The following is a 19,316-nucleotide window of genomic DNA, read 5'->3' on the forward strand; positions in this document are numbered from 1 at the left end:
GAAAGCTTGGCCGAATCTTGCCTGTTTGCTTGCACCCTATCGCCCTATTTTTGCCACGAATCGACGTGACAGTTAGCTTCATTGGTGCCCAGGGGCTGTGGTGCAGGGGAACGCGACAATGCTGGCCGGAATGTTGATCTTTGCCATGGCATCGGGTGGTGTTGCAGCGGGTATGGCCGTGGCGATGTCCATGCCGTTCTGGGCCGTCCTTGGCATCTACTCCCTTGCCGGCATGATTGCCTTGCTTCTGGCAGGTGCCTTCGTGGGTATCGGCGGAGGCACGCGTCAGGAACGTCCGACCCTGCGTCACGCCGGTCTTGTCGCCTTTCCCCTTCGCGCGCGCCACTGACCTCCGGCACCTCCTGGATTTCCCTGCACTGTCCCTGAACCGCTCGGCCCGACAAGGGCCGCCCGAAGGGCTGCTTACTGACCGGTTCCGCGCAGAACCACGCCCACGGTCGCAATGATCAGCCGTACATCCATGCCCAGCGACAGCTTCGCCTCGTAGGTTGCGTCGAAATCGGCGCGTTGCGCAAAGGTAGATGCGTTCCGATCCGACACCTGCCACAGCCCCGTCAGACCCGGGCGCAGGGTGTAATAGGCATTGCCGATGTAAAGCGACCGCTGCTCAGGCATCATCGGGCGCGGCCCAACCAGGCTCATGTCGCCTTTCAGCACGTTCCAAAGCTGCGGGATCTCGTCGATCGAACTCTTGCGCAGGAAATGGCCAATGGGCGTGATCCGGGGATCATTGCTCAGCTTCTGATAGGCATCCCATTCCCGGCGTGCCTCTTCATTTCCGGCCAGATACTGCTCCAGATGCGCCTTTGCATCCGGAACCATCGTCCGAAGCTTCCACAGGCCGAAGATTCGCCCGCCACGACCGATGCGCTCCTGCCGGTAGAACGGTGAATGCCCGTCCAGCGCAACCAGAAGCGCCAGGACGACAACCAGCGGAAGGATGATCGGCAGCGCCAAGACCACCAGGGAAATATCAAGCACCCGCTTGCCAATGCCACGATACAGGCCAATCCGCTTTGGCTTGGCTACGGTCGCACGGGTTGCCACGGTGGGCTGATCGAAATCTCTTACAGTATCGTGAACGCGTACGCTCATCTTGAATGCCTCCAGCAACGAACCTTGCGAACCGTCGGTCCGGATCTCGGGATCCGGCCTCGGTCGTTTCAGATGCAGGGTGTCGGATCATCCTCCGACGCCCTGACGATGAAGCGCTTATGTGAGGCGCTTCACCCGTTGCTGCGCGGCAGAGCGCAGGTTCGCGACCTGACCGGGCAGCTCGGTCGTCTGGTCGTCGATTGAAAGAAGATGCAGCATGTCATTCCTACTTGCAGAGTCGGGTCGTTTGTTTCGACCGCGTTCCAATGCCCCCACTTGTTAACCTATCTTAATTTGGGCGGCGGTCTAAACGAAAGTTTGTATCCTGCCGCCTTTCGGCCTTAGTTTCGCCGCGATTACCCATTCGGAACGCTTTCAATTCAACGACTTACAGGGATACTGTTGCCAGATTGGCGACAGTTTCGAAATTTGTGTTCCCGAACTTGGTCGAAACTGCGGCAGAAGTTTGACGCGCCTTCCGATGGAATTCACCCTTGGGTTGAGCGGCCCAAAACAGCCGAAACCGATGGTTATTCTGCAGGTGAAAATTGATTCGCGCGAAAACCCGCCCATTGCGAAACAAGTCGTGATTTCAGCCAAAACCCGCCTGTCACAGTCACCATTTCCACCCGCCCCCAGGCTTGCGGCGACCCGAGGCCGGATCCGGCGCGCAACGCTTCGTGCTTTGGTCCGACCCTTCTCGGAAGTTGGTCCAATCGACCCGCCCCGGGGAATGCGCTAGGCTTCAGGCCATTGAACCGGCCCCCAGGGGCGGAAAAGAGGTAGCGTCATGATCTTCGGCACCCAACCCGCACGGACCCTGGGAAAGGCGGTTGCCCTGGCGTTCATGTCGCAAACGGCAGTCCTGCCCACGCTGGCCCAGGACGCGTTCGGTGTCGACGATCCCGCCGTGGCCTATGGCCTCGCGGGGCTGTCAGACTGGGATACAGGCGCCCAGCTCCTCGATCTTGCCCGATCGATGCGGCCCTTCTTCGCGTTCAAGGGCGACACCTGGGAAAGCCTTGATCATGCCGCGCTGCGGGCCGGTGGCCATCTCGATGCCAACGGCTATCCGAAGCACGTTCCCCCCGGCCATAGCGGCATCCGCACCATCTGGGGCTGGAGCGAGGAATTCGGCAAGGAGGGCCGCACCGGCACCTACATCCTTACCTATGCCGGCACGGCCAAGCTCGCCCTCGGCGGGGCGGCCCGCACGATCAGCGCCGTCCCCGGCCGGATCGTCTTCGAAAACCCGACGGGCACGGGCTTCTGGCTCGATATCACGGGGATCGACCCGAACGATCCCTTCCGCAGCCTTTCCGTCATCAAGGCCGAGAATGTCGCGCTGGCCGAAGCAGGGGCCGTGTTCGATCCGAAATGGCTGTCTCTGGTCGCGGATGCCCGCGAATTGCGCTTCATGGACTGGATGCGCACCACGGACTCGGCCGCGCGCAGCTGGGCGGATCGCCCCACTCTGCAGGGCGCCACCTGGACGGATTCCGGTGCGCCCGTCGAACTGATGGTGCGGCTCGCGAATGAAACCGGCACGGATCCCTGGTTCACCATGCCGCACCAGGCCGATCCGGACTATGTCCGTGCCTTTGCAACCTATGTGCGTGACAATCTCGATCCCCGGCTCAAGGCGCATGTGGAATATTCCAATGAACTCTGGAACGCGGCCTTCCAGCAGTTTCACTGGCTGCGCGAACAGGCCATCGCCGCCTGGGGCGAAGAGGTAAGCGATGACTGGGAGGCGATCTTCGCCTATCACAGCAAACGCGCGACCGAGGTCGCCCTGATCTGGCAGGATGTCTTTTCGGGCACGGATGCGGATCGACTGATCAATGTGCTGGGCACGCAGATCGGCCATGTCTGGCTGTCGGAACTGCAACTGACCGCCCCTGAATGGGAACGGCGCGAACCCGACGCCTATGTCGCCCCGCATGAGGTGTTCGAGGAACTCGCCGCCACCACCTATTTCGGCGTCTCCCTCATTACGGATGAGGCACTTCGCGCCGAAATGATCTCGCGCTTCGAAAGCTCGGGCGACAGGACCTTTTCCTGGCTCTTCGAAAAGATCGCCATCCCCGGCGCGATCGAGGATTCGATCCCCGCGGTTCTCGAAGGACTGGGCAATCAACGGGCACTGGCCGATGACTATGGCCAGCGCCTCGTTCTCTATGAAGGCGGGCAGCACGTTCATCATACCTTCTTCGTCGATGGCATCTCCGAAGAAGAGGCCAACGACATCGCCCGCCATCTGGGGGAATTCGTCCGCAGCCCGGAAATGGGCGCGCTCTACAGCCAGATCTGGGATGGCTGGCGCGAGATCGGACAGGGCCCCTTCATGCAGTTCAATGATGTCTCCATGCCGACGCGCTGGGGATCCTGGGGCATGCTGGCATTCCCCGACGACCAGAACCCGCGCGCCTCTTTCATCATGGACCGCGCCGCGCAGGGCGGATCATGGTGGGGCGAAGGCGGGGGGCCACAGTATTTGCAGGGCGTCATCCGTTTCGGATCGGAAGGGGCGGATACAATTTCGGGGACCGTCGAGGAAGACTATCTGGTCGGGCTGGGCGGGGATGACACCTTCCTCGCAGGCCCGGGGTCCGACGGGATCAATGGCGGCTCCGGTCAGGATATCGCGATATTCCCCGGACAGCCCGGGGAATACACCGTGTCGGCCAGCGGGCCGGGCCATCTGGTGACGGGGCCTTCGGGGGCGACGTACCTATTTGCCGTCGAAACCATCCGCTTTGGCGATGGTACGGAACAGGCACTGGACTAAGCCGATCCCGGGGCCCATGCGCCCCGCATCCGCCCGCAGGGCGCGGGCGCTACCCCTTGTCAAAGGGGTTGCGATAGATGCCCAGTTTCTGCTTCAGCACCGCCCAGACAAAGGGCGGCTCATGGATGACATAGCGGTGAAACCGCGCGCGCGGCTCACGGATCAGGCGATAGAGCCATTCGAAACCCGCCTCGGTGATCCATGACGGCGGCCTCGGAAAGCTGCCGCTTTCATAGTCGATCGTGCCACCCAGGGGCAGCCACAGCCGCACACCGGGCATCCGGTCGCGGTATTTCATGATCCATTTTTCCTGCCGTCCACCGCCCAGCCCGACAAGGCAGACCGTGGCGCCGGAGGCATTGACCGCGTCGATCATCCGGTCCACCTCACCCGGGCGCGCCTCGAAGTCGAAGGCCGGGGCATAGGTCCCGATGATCATCTCGCGCCCGACCTTGGCATTCACATTCTGCGCCGCCAGATCCGCGATGCCCGGCTTGCCGCCCAGCAGGAAGACCGTCACCGAAGGATCATCCTTGTAGCGCATGTAGAACTTCGGAAAGTAATCCGAACCCGACACCCGTTCCCGCACTGGCGTTCCCAACAGCTTGGTCGAGAAATACATGATCTGGCTGTCGCAGGTGATCACGTCGAACTGGTCAAGCAGCGCATGGAACTCGCGATCCTGCTGCAGCTTCATGATCATGTCGACATGCAGGGTCAGCATCACGCCTTCGCGGAAATTCTCCACGATGTCATCCATGCTCACGTCATGGACCCAGGCATTGAGGATCGGCACCACCGGATAGGCGGCCTTCCGCGCCGCCGCCGCATTCTCGACCGAGGATCCGTCCGCCATCACGCCACCTGCCCCATGTATCTGTCCACCAACGCCTTGGTCCCCCGGATGTTCCCGGCGGAAGAAGCGCCGAAGACGATGGACTCCACCCCCGGCAATTCGCTGATCCAGTGGATCGCCTCATCCGCCGGAATGGCACCGCTGGCATAGACCGACATCGCGATCGCCCGCACGCGCCCCGATTTCAGCGCATCCAGATAGGCATCGAACCCGCCCGACATCCGGAAACCGATCTTGTTGATGTTCGAACAGATGATCGGCCTTTCGATCCCTTCCTTCTCCAGCATCTCAAGAAGCATGGGCATGTTCATGGTGATATAGGCCGGCTCCGCGCCGTATTTCTCGCGGACATGGTCGTGAAAGATCCGGAAGGCCCGCGAAAAACCCATGCCCAGCAGCAGGTCGGTAAAGACGTTCTGGATAAAGATCACCGGGGCCTTCGTGCCCTGGAACATCTTCATCTCCATGTCGATCAGCACCTTGGCGATACCGTCCACCTCCTTGGTGGCCAGCGCCTTGCCCCCGGCAAGCGCCGTCGACAAGAGGCCATCCGAAGGCATGAACTGCCGCAGCGCCCCGACCATGCCATGTTCGGTGACGGCATTGGCGTATTTGTGCGCATAGGGCATGCAGGGATAGAAGGTGAAGTCGGCATAGCGGGCCGGATTGGCGCGCACGCGATCCGCCACTTCCGCGATCCGGTCATGGGTCGTGCACATGAAGGTGCGGATGCCCGCATCATAGGCCGTATCCAGCACTTCCATGATCGCATCGGTCTTCTGAAAGCGCATGGCCTGGGCGCGCGCCTTCTCCTCGGACATGTGGTTCACGCCGAAGAACTGGTTGTCGCCGAATAGAAGCCTGTCCATCTGTTCCATCTTCCCTATGCGCGCCCGAACCAGCCCCGCTTCTTCGGGGCCTCCACCGCGCGCGCCTGGGCCGTGCCGACCGGCTGGCCTGTCTCTGCATTGTCGATGATCATCGCCAGCGTGCGATCCGTCTGCGTGGCCGAGGCAAAGTCATTCTCCGCCGCCCGGCCCTTGCCCGCATGGACGCTTTCGATGAATTCGGCCAGTTGCGCGGAATACTCCTCGCCGCGAAGGTAGAATCCCACCTCGTCGGTCAGCTCGGTGGTGTATTTCACCGTCCAGCCCTTGCCATATCCCGCCAGCGCCGGATGCGGCTCGCGCAGGTAAAGCTGGCATTCCTGCCGGTCGGCATAGAGGCGGCCATTCGTGCCGATCATCGACACCTTGGTCGACATCTTGCGATGGCTCTCGTCCGACCAGTTGACCGAAAGCTGCGCCGTCGGCCCTTCATTCCATCTCAGCGTCGAAAAGACCTGATCATCGGTCCCTTCCGAAAAGACATGCCCCAGGACCGAGCCCGTCACCTGATCCGGCGTGCCGAAGAACCAGTTCAGCAGGTTCAGCGGATGCGCGGCATAGTCGTAAAGGCAACCGCCGCCCTCTTCCCTCTGGGTGCGCCATGTCCCGCGCTTCGGCCGCAGGACGACCGGCCCATAGGCCTCGGCCGTCACATGCGTGACCGTTCCCAAGGCGCCCGTATCGAGAATCCGCTTCATCTCGCGGAACGCGCCGACATAGCGGTAATGGTATCCCACTTGCGCGACCCTGCCCTTGGATGAGGCCAGATCCGTCAACCGCTCGCTGTCCTGCCAGTTCAGGCAGAAGGGCTTTTCGCAAAAGACATGCAGCCCCTTTTCCAGCGCCGCCGTCACCATGGGCGCATGCAGCCGCGACGGCGTGGCGATCACCACGGCATCCAGCGGCTCTTCCGCCAGCATCCGGTCGAAATCCTTGTAGATCGGCGTCGCGATGTTCCTGGAAAGCACATCCACCATGAACCCAGCACCATCGCAGGCCACTGTCCGTGCCAGAGGATGGGCGTTTACCATGGCAAAATGGGACAATCCCATCTTTCCAAGCCCGACCACCCCGATCCGGACTCCGCCCGATTGCCCGTCCTGCATTCCACATTCCTCTCACGCGCACAAACAAGTGCTTGTCACACACGAAAGGTACACAAGACGCACGATGCTGCAGTGCGGCTATCGCTGCGGTTCTCACCGATGGCCTAGACAGAAGGCAAGGCCATTCTACGACAACAATCAGGAATTTCGGCGGCGACGGTCGGGGCGGAACGGCCAGACTGTCGCCATTATGGACCACAATCCTTCAACCCGATGGCGCGCAGAAGACAGGCCCAGCGCTTCCTCCGGATGCCGCCCCTGCAAAGGAAAGCGGCCCCCTGCCCGATCTGGCAGGGGGCCGCCCTCTTGCGGTCCGGCATTCACAAATCGTGCGGCCCTGCCCCCGACCCGGGCACTTGGCCTGAACGATCAGTCCTCTGCCGCGCCGATCTGCGACAGGGCATCCCCACGCCCCCGGGCGCGCAGGATCATCGGCACGATCAGCGCAACGGCGGCCAGCAGCAGCAGCACGGCCGCGATGGGCGATTGCACAAGCGTGGTCCAATCCCCCTGCGAGATCGACAGCGCGCGGCGCAGTTGCTGCTCCGCCATGGGCCCCAGGATCAGCCCCACCACGACCGGCGCGATCGGATAATTGAACAGCCGCATCAGGTAGCCCATCGTTCCGAAGATCACCAGCATCGCCAGTTCCACCGGCGACGGGTTCACCCCCAGCGTTCCCAGCGTCGCAAAGACAAGGATGCCGCCGTAAAGCCAGGGCTGCGGGATGCGCAACAGCAGGATCCAGAACCGGATCAGCGGCAGGTTCAGCACAAGCAGCATCACATTCGCCACCAGAAGGCTCGCGATCAGCCCCCAGACAAGCTGCGGCGCCGAGGCGAACAGCAGCGGCCCCGGCTGCAATCCGAATTGCTGGAAACCGGCCAGCATGATGGCCGCCGTCGCCGTCGTCGGCAGGCCCAGCGTCAGCAGGGGCACCAGCGTCCCCGCGGCCGCCGCGTTGTTCGCGGCCTCGGGCCCGGCGACGCCCTCGATAGCGCCCTTCCCGAACTCCTCCGGATGCTTGGTCAGATTGCGTTCCGCTGCATAGGACAGGAACGAAGCGATATCCGCACCGCCCGCAGGCATCGACCCGATGGGAAATCCGATCGCCGTGCCGCGCAGCCAGGCTTTCCACGACCGCGCCCAATCCTGCACCGTCATCCTGACCCGGCCCTTGATCGCGAGGATCCCCGGCCCCCCGTCCGGCCCCTGCGCCGCGACAAACAACGCCTCGCCCAGCGCGAACATAGCCACGGCCAGCGTCGTGACCTCGATGCCATCCAGAAGCTGCGGCACGCCAAAGGCAAGGCGCGTCTGTCCCGTCAACTGGTCGATGCCCACCATCGCCAGCGCAAGGCCGATGAACAGCGACACAAGCCCCCGCAGCGCGCTTTCTCCGAAGGCGGCTGACACCGTGACAAAGGCAAGCACCATCAGGGCGAAATATTCTCGCGGCCCGAAGACCAGCGCCAGCTTCACGACATGCGGCGCCAGAAAGGCCAGCATCAGCGTTGCAATCAGCCCCGCCACGAAAGACCCGATGGCCGCTGTCGCCAGCGCAGGCCCGCCCCGCCCGGCCCGGGCCATCTTGTTGCCCTCCAGCGCCGTGATGACGGATGCACTTTCGCCGGGCGTGTTCAACAGGATCGACGTCGTCGATCCGCCATACATGCCGCCATAATAGATGCCCGCAAACATGATCAGCGACCCCGCGGCATCCAGCCCATAGGTCACCGGCAGAAGAAGGGCCACCGTCAGCGCAGGCCCGATCCCGGGCAGCACGCCGACCGCCGTTCCCAGCGTCACCCCGATCAGCGCATAAAGCAGCATCATCGGTTCAAAGGCCGTCGCCAGCCCTTGCAGAAGAAATGCGAAAGTATCCATCTCAGCGCCCGAAGATCAGCATTTCAATCGGCCCTGCCGGCAGGTTCAACTGCAGCAGGACATCGAAGACCAGATAGATGAACAGGCCCAGCCCGATCCCGGAAAGGATGGCCCGGACAAAACGTCGCTCCCCGAAGGCTGCGGCGGCACAGGTGAACAGGATGGTGGAGCCGATCACGAAACCGACGCTGTGAATGCTTGCCACCATGACGATCATGCCGCCCAGAAGCCAAAGCAGGGGCACCGGTTGCTGCCGGGGCCTGCGTGGCCCCGGATTGCGCCAGCCCTGAACCCCGGTCGCAAGGCCAAGAAAGACCAGCACGGCCCCGATCAACCGCGGCACATCACCCGCACCGACACCCGAATAACCCGCCTTCGACGGAATGCGCGACCCGTCCCAGATCAGCAGGATGCCCAGCCCGATCAGAAAGACTGCGATGGCAACCGCCGCCCGATCCGGGCGGCGCTCCATGGTGTCTTGCGGTGTCATTGCACCAGACCGATGTCCTTGAGGATGGCCGATGTCGACTCGATCTCCTTGGCAAGCTGCGCCTCGAAATCCGCCCCGGCCAGATAGGTATCGGCCCAGCCCTTGTCGGCCAGCGCCTTCTGCCAGCCAGCGGATTTCGCCAGCTTGTCGATATCGGCCAGAACCTGCGCCTTCTGCTCGTCGCTCAGGCCGGGCGCGGCAGCAACCATGCGCCAGTTCTGCACCACGACATCATAGCCGGCTTCCGAAAGGGTCGGCGCATCCACGCCGTCAAGCCGGGCGTCCGAAGAGACTGCCAGAAGGCGCATCGTGCCGGCCTCGACCTGCGGCAGGAACTCGCCCAGCCCCGAAATCCCGGCCGTCACCTGGTTGCCCAGGATCGCCGCGGTCGCCTCGCCGCCGCCCGAGAAGGCGACATAGTTGATCTTGGTCGGATCAATGCCCGCGGCCTTTGCAAGCAGCCCCACCGTGATGTGGTCCACACCACCAGCCGACCCCCCGGCCCAGCTGACAGCACCGGGATCAGCCACCATTGCGTCAACCAGCCCCTTGATGTCCTGGATCGGCGATTCCGCCGGAACCACGATCGCGACAGCCTCGCCGGTAAGCCGCGCAACGGGCGTGACATCGGCCAGCGACACGGGCGAGGCATTGGTCAGGATCGCGCCCACCATCACATAGCCCCCGACGATCAGCTGCGACGGATCCCCCGAAGACGAGGCGACGAATTGCGCCAAGCCGACAGTCCCGCCCGCTCCGGGGACGTTCGTCACCTGAACAGAACCGGAAATGCCTTCGGCCTGCATGACTTCCTGCATCGTGCGCGCCGTGGAATCCCAGCCGCCGCCCGGGCTGGCCGGAGCCATGATCGTATAGTCATTGGCAAAGCCCGGCACCGCGGCCGCAGCAGCCAGGAACGCACCGATAAGGGCGTGTCTCATCTTGTCTTCTCCTCCCTGTCCCGGCCTCTGCCGGGTTGATGTCATCCGGGTGGCACCTCCTCGTGCCGACCGGTGGAAAGATGAACACAACAACCTGTCATCTACCTGACATGCCGCCGACAAGCGTTCCTTCCCGGATCGCGCTGTCCCACCGCCGCAAAAGCCGCTTTCGCTTTGCCTGGTCCAGATACACCAGCAGGCCGGGGCTGACGCCCACCGGTTGCAACTGTTCTCCCAGCACGGCCTGCATCATGCGCGCGCTGTTGGCATCGGAAACCTCTAGGGAAACGGCAGGCAGCCGCAACTTGCGCGACAGGACTTCCTGCCCTTCGCGGCTCATCAGGAAACCCAGAAAGGCCTCCCCCAGGTCAGGATTGCGCGCGGCGCGCGGCACCAGCGCCACGCGCGAAACGACCACCGTGTAATCCCTCAGAAGCACAAGACCAAGCTCCGGCTGCAGCCTCGCCTGATCGGCGGCATAGGATCCGAGGATGTTGTAGCCCAGCTTCAGACGACCATCCGCTACCCGTTCGATGATGTCCTGGCTGGTCGGAAAGACCTCCAGCCCGCCTGCCGCCATGGCACGGATCATGTCCCAGACATCGGCAAAACGCTCCTCGTCGCGCGCAAGGAAAAGATAGCCCAGCGCCGACCGGGTGATGTCATAGGTCCCGATCAGCCCCGTCGCCCCCCGCGGGGCCTGCGAAAGCCAGTCCATCAGGGCAAGCCTCGATTGCGGCGGGCCATCGGGGAAACTGGGGCGGTGATAGACCAGAACCGCCGGTTCGAATGTCAGCGCATAGGCCTTGTTCTGCCATTGCGCCCAATCCGGCCAGTCACGCGACCGCACCGAAAGGACTGGCCGCGCATAGCCGTCATTCGCAAGGCTCATCTGCAGGTCCATGCCGGACGAGAAGACGAAATCCGCCGTTTCGCCCTGCCCATCGGTCTCGGCCCGCACCCTGTCGCGGATCACACCGGTCAGCAGATCCTCGTAGCGGACGGCGACATCGGGGTTTTCCTCCTGAAAGGCACGGATCAAGGGGGCCGCCAACCCCTCGTCCAGCGTCGAATAGACGGTCAATTCCCGTGCGGTCCTGCCGGATGGTGGATCAAACAGGAAAAGCTCCGCCCCCGCGGGCGATGCCGCGCCGACAAGACCTGCCAGAAACACTCCGCGCCAGAACATGCCTTCAGCTTGCCCGATGGTCGCCCCGTTCACAACGCCGCAGTTCCAGCCTAGGCTGTCGGCCGGAGGACAGATGCGCATCATGCTTGTCGAGGACGACCTGCCCCTGGCCGAAGCGCTGACCGCGCTTCTGGTGCAGTCAGGCTATGCCGTAGACACGGTCCATGACGGCCCCTCGGCCGAGGCGCTGGGAACCGCCGAAAGGTTCGATCTGGTGATCCTCGACCTCAATCTTCCCGAAATGGACGGCCTCGCCGTCCTGCGCGCCATGCGTGCCAGATCGGATGATGCCGCCGTGATGATCCTGACCGCCCGGGGAACCCCCGAAGACCGCGTCCGCGGGCTCAATCTCGGGGCAGATGACTATCTGACCAAACCATTCGATGTCGCCGAACTCGAGGCGCGGGTCCGCTCGCTCCTGCGCCGCCAGGCCGGCCTGCGCGCTGCCGCACTGACGGTTGGCGATGTCACCTTGGACCTGGTCTCCCGCCGCTGCTTCACCAGCGCGGGCGCCCTTGATCTTCCCGCCCGCGAACTTGCGCTGCTCGAACTGCTGTTCACCCGCGTCGGCAAGGTCGTCAGCAAGGAAACCATCGTGCAATCCCTTACCTCTCTGGATGATTCGCTGTCGGACAACGCGATCGAACAATATGTCTCGCGCCTGCGTCGGCGACTCGCCCCGCATGGCGTGACATTGAGAACCGCCCGCGGGATCGGATACTACATAGACAAGGCCCCGGGCGGATGACCGATGCCCTGGCCACAACCGGCAACTGGTCCCTGCGCCGCAGGCTTCTTGGCTGGCTCTTCCTGTCAACGGCCCTTCTTGGCCTGATCGCCCTCGCCGATACCTGGCGCGAGGCAAGACGTACCGCCCAGGGGGTATCCGACCGCGTCCTCGCAGGCTCCGCCCTTGCCATCGCAGAACGGGCCAGCGTGGATCTGTCCGGCGAGATCGAGGTGGACATTCCCTATTCCGCGCTCGACATGCTGGCCTCCGCCGCCGAGGATCAGGTCTTCTACCGCGTCGACGGCCCGGATGGCTTTCTGACCGGCTACGAGACTCTGGCCATCGCCGCCGAGAATGCCGAAGCGAAGCTGTCATTCATTGACGGCCGGTTCGGAGAGACACCCATCCGCATCGCCACCTTCTACAGTCAGGTATCCACGGGCGATGGTCTCCTGCCCTTTTCGGTGACCGTCGCGGAATCCACCCGGGCAAGGGACGCGCTCGCGCAATCCATCCTGATCCGCTCGGCACTGCGGCTCGCAGGCCTTGCTGCGGGTGCCGCCCTGATCGTCTGGATCACCGTGACCATCGCGCTCAGACCGCTGGACCGGGTCGCCCGGACCCTGTCGCACCGCGCCCCGGATGATCTCAGCCCCTTGCGCGCCGATATCCCGCATGAGGTGGCAGGCCTGATCGACGCCATGAACCGCTTCATGCAACGGCTTGACGATGCCGTCGCCGCCCTGCGGAATTTCACCGGGAATGCAGGCCACCAGTTGCGCACGCCCCTTGCCACGGTGCGCGCACAACTTGCCCTCATCGCGCGGAACTCCGGGGCGGAAACCCGCGAAGGCATCGCCAAGGCCGATGTCGCGCTTGTCCGCGCCGAACGGGTTCTGGCCCAACTCCTGATGCTGGCCCGGATCGACGCCGCAGCAGCAAAGCTTGCGCTGCCGGAGATTGACATCGCCGCGATTGCCCGCAGCACCACCGCCGATGCAATTCCCGAAGCGGATCGCTTTGGCCACGACCTTGGCTTCGAAGGGGTGGGTCATCTGCCTGTCCGGGCCGATGCCGTTCTCTGCGCCGAACTGCTGACCAATCTCCTCGACAACGCAATCCGCTATGCCGGACCCCGGGCCAAGATCACCGTGCGCGCCCTGACAACGCCCGATGGTCCGGCCCTCGAAGTCGAAGACAGCGGCCCCGGCCTGCCGCCGGATGCCATCCCCGCACTTCTCGGGCGAAAGGACCTGCGCGCCGATCCCGCGCTTGGGGTCCATGGCCTGGGTCTTGCCGTCGTCGGTGAAATCGCGCGCCTGTTCGGGGCGACCCTGTCCTTCCAGCCTCTCAAGGATCAGCCCGGCCACGTGATCCGCTGCCAGTTTCCGCCCCAGGGCTGACTGCGCCGCGGCATTGGCTCAGAAGGCGTTGACGATCACGAAGATCAGCGCCTTTGCCAGCGCCCAGACGACACCCGAAACGATGACCAACGAAAAAACCCCGACCAGAACCCCGATGATCACCCAAAGGCCGTCTCGCTCCAGCACCCCAAGCGCCATCAGCGAGATCGCAAAGGCCGGCAGCATGTTTCCCAGCGGTATGGGCAGGGCCAGCACGATGGCCAGCGTCAGGCAGATTCCGCCGATGATCCGCTCGCCCGTCGCCGAAGTCACGAACAGCAGACGCGGCTTCAGAAGGCGTTCCGCCCGCGCCAGAAGCGGTGTCACGCGGCCGACAAAGGAATTGAAGTCAGACCGTGTCATCGACCTGTCCGCGATGATGGCAGGCAGCCATGGCAGCTTGCCCAGCATCATCTGGGCCGTCAGGTAAAGCAGCGGCAGCCCAAGGATGGATGACGTGCCGGGCGGCGTCGGCACGACATTGGGCAGCGCAAACAGCAGGATCAGCGCCGCGACGGCCCGCGCATCCATCGCCCGCATGAGGTCAGAGACCGAAACGCGCTCTCTCCGTTCATCCGCGCCGATTGCATCAAGGATCTGCGAGAACCGCTTCTTCCCTTCAGGCTGCGCAGCTTCGATCCCGGCAAAGCGCTTTGCGATCTTTCGTCCCCTGCCCATCGGGCGGCCTTCTCCCTGTCAGCCCCGGTCCTTTTCAAGGTCGGACAGCCGGTTCAAAACTGCAACCACGTAACAGCCGATCCCTCTGGCTATGGCATCACTTCAAAGCGATCCACATCCACCATCCCGTGATCGGTGATCTTCAGCCTCGGTATGACGGGCAGGGCCAGGAAAGCAAGTTGCAAGAATGGCTCCTCAAGCACCACGCCCAGCGATCTTGCCGCCGCCCGCAGGCCGACAAGATCATCCCGCACCGTCTCGAAGGGTTGCAGGCTCATCAAGCCTGCCATCGGCAAGGGAAGTTCCGCCAGAACCCTGCCCCCCTCGACCACCACGAAACCGCCCTCGATCTCGCTCAACCGGTTGGCCGCCAGTGCCATATCGGCGTAATCCGCCCCGACGACGGCGATATTGTGGTGATCATGGCAGACGGTCGAGGCGATCGCGCCGCGCTTCAGGCCGAACCCCTTCACAAAGCCCGTGGCCCGGTTCCCGTTCTTGCCATGACGCTCGATCACGGCGATGCGGATCAGGTCGCGCTCCAGATCAGGGCGCTTGTCCCCGTCCTGCGGTTCGATATCGAAGGTCAAATGTTCGGTGATGATCTTGCCGGTCAGGATCCCGATCACCGGCGTTTCCACCCGGTTTCCGCCACAGCGGAAATGCGCGGGCTCGATCCTGGGGGCCTTGACCGAATGCCGCGCCACTGGCGGGATCAGGGCCCGCCCGGCAAAGGCCTCGGGCGTGGCCTCCACACCTCCCGCAAAGACCCGGACCGCCCGGCATGAGGCCAGACCGTCAAGCACGACGATATCCGCCCGCTTGCCCGGCGCGATCAGCCCACGGTCCTTCAACCCGAAGGCCTCCGCCGCCGAAAGACTGGCCGCGCGGTAGACGGCCAGCGGCTCTGCCCCCATCGCGATGGCCGTGCGGATCATGTGATCCAGATGCCCATGCTCTGCGATGTCCAGCGGATTGCGGTCATCTGTGCAAAAGCAGAGATAGGGCGAATGCCGCTCTGTCAGCAGCGGGGCCAGCGCCACCAGATCCTTGCTGACGGAACCCTCCCGGATCAGCACGCGCATTCCCTTGCGCAGCTTTTCCAGCGCTTCCTCCGCAGATGTGGCCTCATGTTCCGTGCGGATGCCTGCGGAAATGTAGCCGTTCAGATCCTTGCCCCTCAGCAACGGGGCATGCCCGTCGACATGGCGCCCCTGCCATGCCGAAAGCTTGGCCATGCATCCTTCATCCTGCGAAAGCACGCCGGGAAAGTTCATGAACTCCGCCAGACCGACCACCCTGGGATGATCGCGCAGCGGGATCAGGTCCGCCGCCTCCAGCCGCGCCCCCGCCGTTTCCATATGCGTCGACGGCACGCATGAGGAAAGCTGCACCCGGATATCCATCAGCGTCCGCGCCGACGCATCGAGGAAGTATTCGATCCCCTCCATCCCGCAGACATTGGCGATCTCGTGCGGATCGCAGATAGCCGTCGTCACCCCCCGCGGCGTCACGCAGCGATCAAATTCGAAGGGCGTCACAAGCGAGGATTCGATATGCAGATGCGTGTCGATGAAACCGGGCACCAGAACCGATCCCGATACATCGACAATCTTCTTGCCCTCATATTCTCCGAAAACGCCGACAATCGTATCCCCGCAGATCGCCACATCGGTCTGGACGATGTCGCCCGTCACCAGATCAAGGACGGAACCACCCTTCAGAACAAGATCCGCCGGTTCCACGCCGCGCCCCTGGGCAATTCGGTCTGCCAGTGCGGCCTTCGGGGGGATCATCGCCATGTCGGTTACTCCTTTCCCCCAGCAAAGCCGAACCGACGATCCGGGTCCAGTCCCCTTGCACTGCCCGGGAAAGGATGGTCCAACTGGCACAACGCACAGAGGTTCCGATGCGCCCGCTTCGCGGCATTGCCCTGAAACTCGGATCCGTCCTTGTCTTCATCGTCATGGCTTCGATGATCAAGGCAACGGCAGATCACGTCCCGGCCGGCCAGGCCGTCTTCTTCCGTTCCGCCTTTGCCATCCCGGTGATCGTGGTCTGGCTGATCTGGCGGCACGAGCTTTCCACCGGCCTGCGCGCCGCCAGCCCCATCGGCCATGTCTGGCGCGGTTTCGCGGGCACCTGCGCCATGGGCCTGGGCTTTGCGGGCCTGGGCTACCTTCCCCTGCCCGAGGTTACCGCCATCGGCTATGCCGCGCCCCTTCTGACGGTGATCTTCGCCGCGATGTTCCTGGGCGAGGATGTCCGCCTCTTCCGCCTGTCCTGCGTCGCGCTTGGGCTGATGGGCGTGCTGATCGTCCTGTCACCGCGGCTGACAGTCCTCGACGGCCCCGCCAGCCATGCCGAGGCTTTCGGTGCCATGCTCGTGCTGGGCGGCGCGGTCTTCGCGGCCCTCGCGCAGGTCTTCGTCCGCAAACTCGTCCACACCGAAAAGACACCGGCCATCGTCTTCTACTTCTCGCTGACGGCGACGGTCCTGTCCCTTGCCACGCTGCCCTTCGGATGGGTCTGGCCAAGCCCGGCGGAATGGGGCCTTCTTGTCGGCTGCGGCCTGCTCGGCGGTGTCGGCCAGATCCTGCTGACCTCCAGCTACCGCGAAGCCGATGCCTCGCTGGTCGCCCCCTTCGACTATGCCTCGATGATCTTCGCCTTGGCCATCGGCTGGTTCGTCTTCTCCGAAATGCCGACACGCACCATGCTCATCGGGGCCGCCCTGATCATCCTTGCAGGCATCCTGATCATCTGGCGCGAACACCGCCTCGGCAAGGACCGCGCCCAGCAGCGCAAGGTCACCACCCCGCAGGGATAGCGGGCCGGGGCAATCCCGGCCCGACCGGGCCTATCGCGTGAACTTCTTGTATTTCACGCGCTTTGGTTCCACGGAATCCGGGCCAAGGCGGCGGATCTTGTCCTGTTCATAGGCATCGAAGTTGCCTTCAAAGAACTCCACATGCGCATCGCCTTCAAAGGCAAGGATATGGGTGCAAAGCCGGTCAAGGAAGAACCGGTCGTGCGAGATGATCACCGCGCAGCCCGCGAATTCCTCGATCGCCGCTTCCAGCGCCTGCAGGGTTTCCACGTCCAGATCGTTGGTCGGTTCGTCCAGCAGCAGCACGTTGCCGCCCGATTTCAGCAGTTTCGCCATGTGGACGCGGTTGCGTTCCCCGCCCGACAGGATGCCCACCTTCTTCTGCTGGTCGGAACCCTTGAAGTTGAACGACGAACAATAGGCCCGGCTGTTCACTTCGGCATCGCCCAGCTGGACGATGTCCAGCGCGTCCGTGATTTCTTCCCAGACGTTCTTGTTGGGGTCCAGCGCATCGCGCGACTGGTCCACATAGGAAAGCTGCACCGTATCACCCAGGGTGATCGTGCCGCTGTCGGGCTTTTCCTGCCCGGTGATCATCTTCATCAGCGTGGACTTGCCCGCGCCGTTCGGCCCGATCACGCCAATGATGCCGCCCGGCGGCAGCGAGAAGCTCAGGTTCTCGATCAGCTGCTTGTCACCCAGCGCCTTGGACACATTCTCGAACTCGATGACCTTGGAACCAAGGCGCGGCCCATGCGGGATGATGATCTGCGCGCGGCCAACCAGTTCCTTGACCGATTCATCGGCCATCTTCTCATAGGCCTGGATACGCGCCTTGGATTTGGCCTGCCGTGCCTTCGCCCCGGCGCGGATCCATTCCAGTTCCTTTTCCAGAACCTTCTGCTTGGCCTTGTCCTCGCGCGCTTCCTGCGCCAGCCGCTTGGCCTTGGCATCCAGCCAGGAGGAATAGTTGCCCTCATGCGGCAGTCCACGCCCGCGTTCCAGTTCCAGGATCCAGGTCGTGATGTCATCCAGGAAATAACGGTCGTGGGTGACCGTCAGGATCGTGCCCTTGTATTCGATCAGGTGCTTTTGCAGCCAGGCGATGGTTTCGGCATCAAGGTGGTTCGTGGGTTCGTCCAAGAGCAGCATGTCCGGCGCTTCAAGCAGCAGTTTGCACAGCGCCACCCGGCGGCGCTCGCCCCCCGACAGGGTTTCGACATTCGCATCATCCGGCGGGCAGCGCAGCGCCTCCATCGCGACGTCGATCTGGCTGTCCAGATCCCACAGGTTCTCGGCGTCGATCTGGTCCTGAAGCTGTGCCATCTCCTCGGCCGTCTCGTCCGAATAGTTCATGGCCAGTTCGTTGTAGCGGTCCAGCTTCGCCTGCTTCTCCGCCACCCCCAGCTTCACGTTCTCGCGCACGGTCAGGTTCGGATCAAGCTGCGGCTCCTGCGGCAGATATCCCACCTTCGCGCCCTTTGCCGCCCAGGCCTCGCCCTGAAAATCCTTGTCCCATCCGGCCATCACGCGCAGCAGCGTGGATTTCCCCGCACCGTTCACGCCGACGACGCCGATCTTCACGCCGGGCAGGAAATTCAGGCGGATGTTCTCGAACACCTTCTTTCCGCCCGGATAGGTCTTTGAAACGCCATCCATGTGATAGACGTATTGATACGAGGCCATCTTGCCGCTCCTGCGTGAATCCTTGGGAATGTTGCGGCGACATGTAGCGATAATGCTGGACAGTGGCAACGCAGGGTGCTTGGGCTTCCGCCCGGAAATGCAGTGGAGGGCGTCTTGCGGGCAGGATTTCCGTTGGCGCGGAAGGGAATGGTGATCGGGCTGCTGGGCGGAAGCTTCGATCCGGCCCATCGCGGCCATGTCCACATCACGCGCGAGGCGCTCAAGCGGATGGGTCTGGATCGGGTCTGGTGGCTGGTTTCGCCGGGCAATCCGCTCAAGGCCAGGGGCCCCGCCCCGCTGTCCGACCGCATGGCGCGCGCGCGCGCCCTCATGCGCGATCCCCGCGTCGCGGTGACAGATCTCGAAACCCGCCTCGGCACCCGCTTCACCGCCGAAACACTGGAACGGCTGCAGGCGATCTATCCCGGCGTCCGCTTCGTCTGGCTGATGGGGGCCGACAATCTGGGCCAGTTCCACCGCTGGGAACGCTGGGAAGACATCCTGCACATGGTTCCCGTGGGGGTTCTCGCCCGCCCCGGCTGGGGCGTGCGCGGGCGCATGTCCAAGGCCGCCCGTATCTATGGCGGCGATCTGGTGGACCGGGGCAAGATCCTGCGCCGCAAGCGCGCCCCGGCCTGGTGCTTCGTCAACCTGCCGATGGACGGCTCTTCCTCGACCGCGATCCGCGCCAGCGGCGCATGGCGGCGCTGACCAGCGACGCAAGCG

At 63.6% G+C, this 19,316-nt stretch carries 17 protein-coding genes; 6 read left to right on the forward strand and 11 right to left on the reverse strand.

The genetic code is table 11. The features are described 5' to 3' along the window. Positions 1-118: 118 nt before the first annotated feature. Entirely contained in the window at positions 119-349 is a 231-nt protein-coding gene (locus tag G5V65_RS15155) for a hypothetical protein (RefSeq protein WP_165051670.1), read from the forward strand. Positions 350-423: 74 nt separating this feature from the next. On the opposite strand, the gene G5V65_RS15160 is transcribed toward G5V65_RS15155, so the two are convergent. Next, positions 424-1,116 carry a sugar transferase gene (locus G5V65_RS15160; protein WP_165051672.1) on the reverse strand — a complete coding sequence of 231 codons (693 nt, stop codon included), beginning with the start codon at positions 1,114-1,116 and terminating at the stop codon, positions 424-426. Positions 1,117-1,906: 790 nt separating this feature from the next. On the opposite strand from G5V65_RS15160, the gene G5V65_RS15165 reads away from it, so the two are divergent. Continuing rightward, positions 1,907-3,907 carry a calcium-binding protein gene (locus tag G5V65_RS15165; protein WP_165051674.1) on the forward strand — a complete coding sequence of 667 codons (2,001 nt, stop codon included), beginning with the start codon at positions 1,907-1,909 and terminating at the stop codon, positions 3,905-3,907. Between the two features lie 49 nt (positions 3,908-3,956). Here G5V65_RS15165 and G5V65_RS15170 read toward each other — a convergent pair whose 3' ends face one another. From G5V65_RS15170 to G5V65_RS15200, 7 genes are all read right to left on the reverse strand, one after another. Beyond that, positions 3,957-4,763 carry a WecB/TagA/CpsF family glycosyltransferase gene (locus tag G5V65_RS15170; protein WP_165051676.1) on the reverse strand — a complete coding sequence of 269 codons (807 nt, stop codon included), beginning with the start codon at positions 4,761-4,763 and terminating at the stop codon, positions 3,957-3,959. Beyond that, on the reverse strand, positions 4,763-5,632 hold the full coding sequence (locus G5V65_RS15175; protein WP_165051679.1) for a hypothetical protein: 870 nt from the start codon (positions 5,630-5,632) through the stop codon (positions 4,763-4,765). The genes G5V65_RS15170 and G5V65_RS15175 overlap by 1 nt, the downstream gene beginning before the upstream one ends. A gap of 14 nt (positions 5,633-5,646) precedes the next feature. Continuing rightward, positions 5,647-6,756, reverse strand: coding sequence for a Gfo/Idh/MocA family protein (locus tag G5V65_RS15180; RefSeq protein WP_165051680.1), 1,110 nt, complete (start codon positions 6,754-6,756; stop codon positions 5,647-5,649). Between the two features lie 369 nt (positions 6,757-7,125). Further along, positions 7,126-8,643, reverse strand: a complete 1,518-nt coding sequence (locus G5V65_RS15185; RefSeq protein WP_165051682.1) for a tripartite tricarboxylate transporter permease — start codon at positions 8,641-8,643, stop codon at positions 7,126-7,128. 1 nt (position 8,644) lies between these two features. After that, positions 8,645-9,133 (reverse strand): tripartite tricarboxylate transporter TctB family protein, encoded by a 489-nt coding sequence (locus G5V65_RS15190; protein WP_165051685.1) that lies wholly within the window; start codon positions 9,131-9,133, stop codon positions 8,645-8,647. Beyond that, positions 9,130-10,074 carry a Bug family tripartite tricarboxylate transporter substrate binding protein gene (locus G5V65_RS15195; protein ID WP_165051688.1) on the reverse strand — a complete coding sequence of 315 codons (945 nt, stop codon included), beginning with the start codon at positions 10,072-10,074 and terminating at the stop codon, positions 9,130-9,132. The genes G5V65_RS15190 and G5V65_RS15195 overlap by 4 nt, the downstream gene beginning before the upstream one ends. A gap of 97 nt (positions 10,075-10,171) precedes the next feature. Further along, a complete protein-coding gene (locus G5V65_RS15200; protein ID WP_165051690.1) occupies positions 10,172-11,263 on the reverse strand; it encodes an ABC transporter substrate-binding protein in 1,092 nt (363 codons plus the stop codon). A 73-nt stretch (positions 11,264-11,336) separates the two neighbouring features. Here G5V65_RS15200 and G5V65_RS15205 point away from each other — a divergent pair, with 73 nt between their 5' ends. Both G5V65_RS15205 and G5V65_RS15210 read left to right on the forward strand, forming a co-directional pair. Beyond that, complete coding sequence (locus tag G5V65_RS15205) at positions 11,337-12,011, forward strand: response regulator transcription factor (protein ID WP_165051692.1); 675 nt, start codon at positions 11,337-11,339, stop codon at positions 12,009-12,011. Next, positions 12,008-13,396, forward strand: coding sequence for a sensor histidine kinase (locus G5V65_RS15210; RefSeq protein ID WP_165051694.1), 1,389 nt, complete (start codon positions 12,008-12,010; stop codon positions 13,394-13,396). Before G5V65_RS15205 ends, G5V65_RS15210 begins: the two co-directional genes overlap by 4 nt. Positions 13,397-13,414: 18 nt before the next feature. Here the strand turns inward: G5V65_RS15210 and G5V65_RS15215 are convergent, their stop codons facing one another. Together G5V65_RS15215 and ade are read right to left on the reverse strand one after the other, a co-directional pair. Continuing rightward, positions 13,415-14,074, reverse strand: coding sequence for an exopolysaccharide biosynthesis protein (locus G5V65_RS15215; RefSeq protein ID WP_165051696.1), 660 nt, complete (start codon positions 14,072-14,074; stop codon positions 13,415-13,417). An 89-nt stretch (positions 14,075-14,163) separates the two neighbouring features. Beyond that, entirely contained in the window at positions 14,164-15,876 is a 1,713-nt protein-coding gene (gene ade / locus G5V65_RS15220; protein WP_394352249.1) for an adenine deaminase, read from the reverse strand. A gap of 107 nt (positions 15,877-15,983) precedes the next feature. Between ade and G5V65_RS15225 the strand changes: the two genes are divergently transcribed. Continuing rightward, on the forward strand, positions 15,984-16,904 hold the full coding sequence (locus tag G5V65_RS15225; RefSeq protein ID WP_165051699.1) for a DMT family transporter: 921 nt from the start codon (positions 15,984-15,986) through the stop codon (positions 16,902-16,904). A 30-nt stretch (positions 16,905-16,934) separates the two neighbouring features. Here the strand turns inward: G5V65_RS15225 and ettA are convergent, their stop codons facing one another. Continuing rightward, positions 16,935-18,590 (reverse strand): energy-dependent translational throttle protein EttA, encoded by a 1,656-nt coding sequence (gene ettA / locus G5V65_RS15230; RefSeq protein WP_165051701.1) that lies wholly within the window; start codon positions 18,588-18,590, stop codon positions 16,935-16,937. A gap of 114 nt (positions 18,591-18,704) precedes the next feature. Between ettA and G5V65_RS15235 the strand changes: the two genes are divergently transcribed. Further along, complete coding sequence (locus G5V65_RS15235; protein ID WP_165051703.1) at positions 18,705-19,301, forward strand: nicotinate-nucleotide adenylyltransferase; 597 nt, start codon at positions 18,705-18,707, stop codon at positions 19,299-19,301. Positions 19,302-19,316: the final 15 nt, after the last annotated feature.

The organism is Paragemmobacter kunshanensis (genome assembly GCF_011059185.1).
Classification (GTDB): Bacteria; Pseudomonadota; Alphaproteobacteria; order Rhodobacterales; family Rhodobacteraceae; genus Paragemmobacter; species Paragemmobacter kunshanensis.

Bases quoted from the DNA above. Each gene is read 5' to 3' on its own strand.
- G5V65_RS15155 (WP_165051670.1), top strand. From the start codon at position 119: ATGCTGGCCGGAATGTTGATCTTTGCCATGGCATCGGGTGGTGTTGCA.
- G5V65_RS15160 (WP_165051672.1), bottom strand. From the start codon at position 1,116: ATGAGCGTACGCGTTCACGATACTGTAAGAGATTTCGATCAGCCCACC.
- G5V65_RS15165 (WP_165051674.1), top strand. From the start codon at position 1,907: ATGATCTTCGGCACCCAACCCGCACGGACCCTGGGAAAGGCGGTTGCC.
- G5V65_RS15170 (WP_165051676.1), bottom strand. From the start codon at position 4,763: ATGGCGGACGGATCCTCGGTCGAGAATGCGGCGGCGGCGCGGAAGGCC.
- G5V65_RS15175 (WP_165051679.1), bottom strand. From the start codon at position 5,632: ATGGACAGGCTTCTATTCGGCGACAACCAGTTCTTCGGCGTGAACCAC.
- G5V65_RS15180 (WP_165051680.1), bottom strand. From the start codon at position 6,756: ATGCAGGACGGGCAATCGGGCGGAGTCCGGATCGGGGTGGTCGGGCTT.
- G5V65_RS15185 (WP_165051682.1), bottom strand. From the start codon at position 8,643: ATGGATACTTTCGCATTTCTTCTGCAAGGGCTGGCGACGGCCTTTGAA.
- G5V65_RS15190 (WP_165051685.1), bottom strand. From the start codon at position 9,133: ATGACACCGCAAGACACCATGGAGCGCCGCCCGGATCGGGCGGCGGTT.
- G5V65_RS15195 (WP_165051688.1), bottom strand. From the start codon at position 10,074: ATGAGACACGCCCTTATCGGTGCGTTCCTGGCTGCTGCGGCCGCGGTG.
- G5V65_RS15200 (WP_165051690.1), bottom strand. From the start codon at position 11,263: ATGTTCTGGCGCGGAGTGTTTCTGGCAGGTCTTGTCGGCGCGGCATCG.
- G5V65_RS15205 (WP_165051692.1), top strand. From the start codon at position 11,337: ATGCGCATCATGCTTGTCGAGGACGACCTGCCCCTGGCCGAAGCGCTG.
- G5V65_RS15210 (WP_165051694.1), top strand. From the start codon at position 12,008: ATGACCGATGCCCTGGCCACAACCGGCAACTGGTCCCTGCGCCGCAGG.
- G5V65_RS15215 (WP_165051696.1), bottom strand. From the start codon at position 14,074: ATGGGCAGGGGACGAAAGATCGCAAAGCGCTTTGCCGGGATCGAAGCT.
- ade (WP_394352249.1), bottom strand. From the start codon at position 15,876: ATGGCGATGATCCCCCCGAAGGCCGCACTGGCAGACCGAATTGCCCAG.
- G5V65_RS15225 (WP_165051699.1), top strand. From the start codon at position 15,984: ATGCGCCCGCTTCGCGGCATTGCCCTGAAACTCGGATCCGTCCTTGTC.
- ettA (WP_165051701.1), bottom strand. From the start codon at position 18,590: ATGGCCTCGTATCAATACGTCTATCACATGGATGGCGTTTCAAAGACC.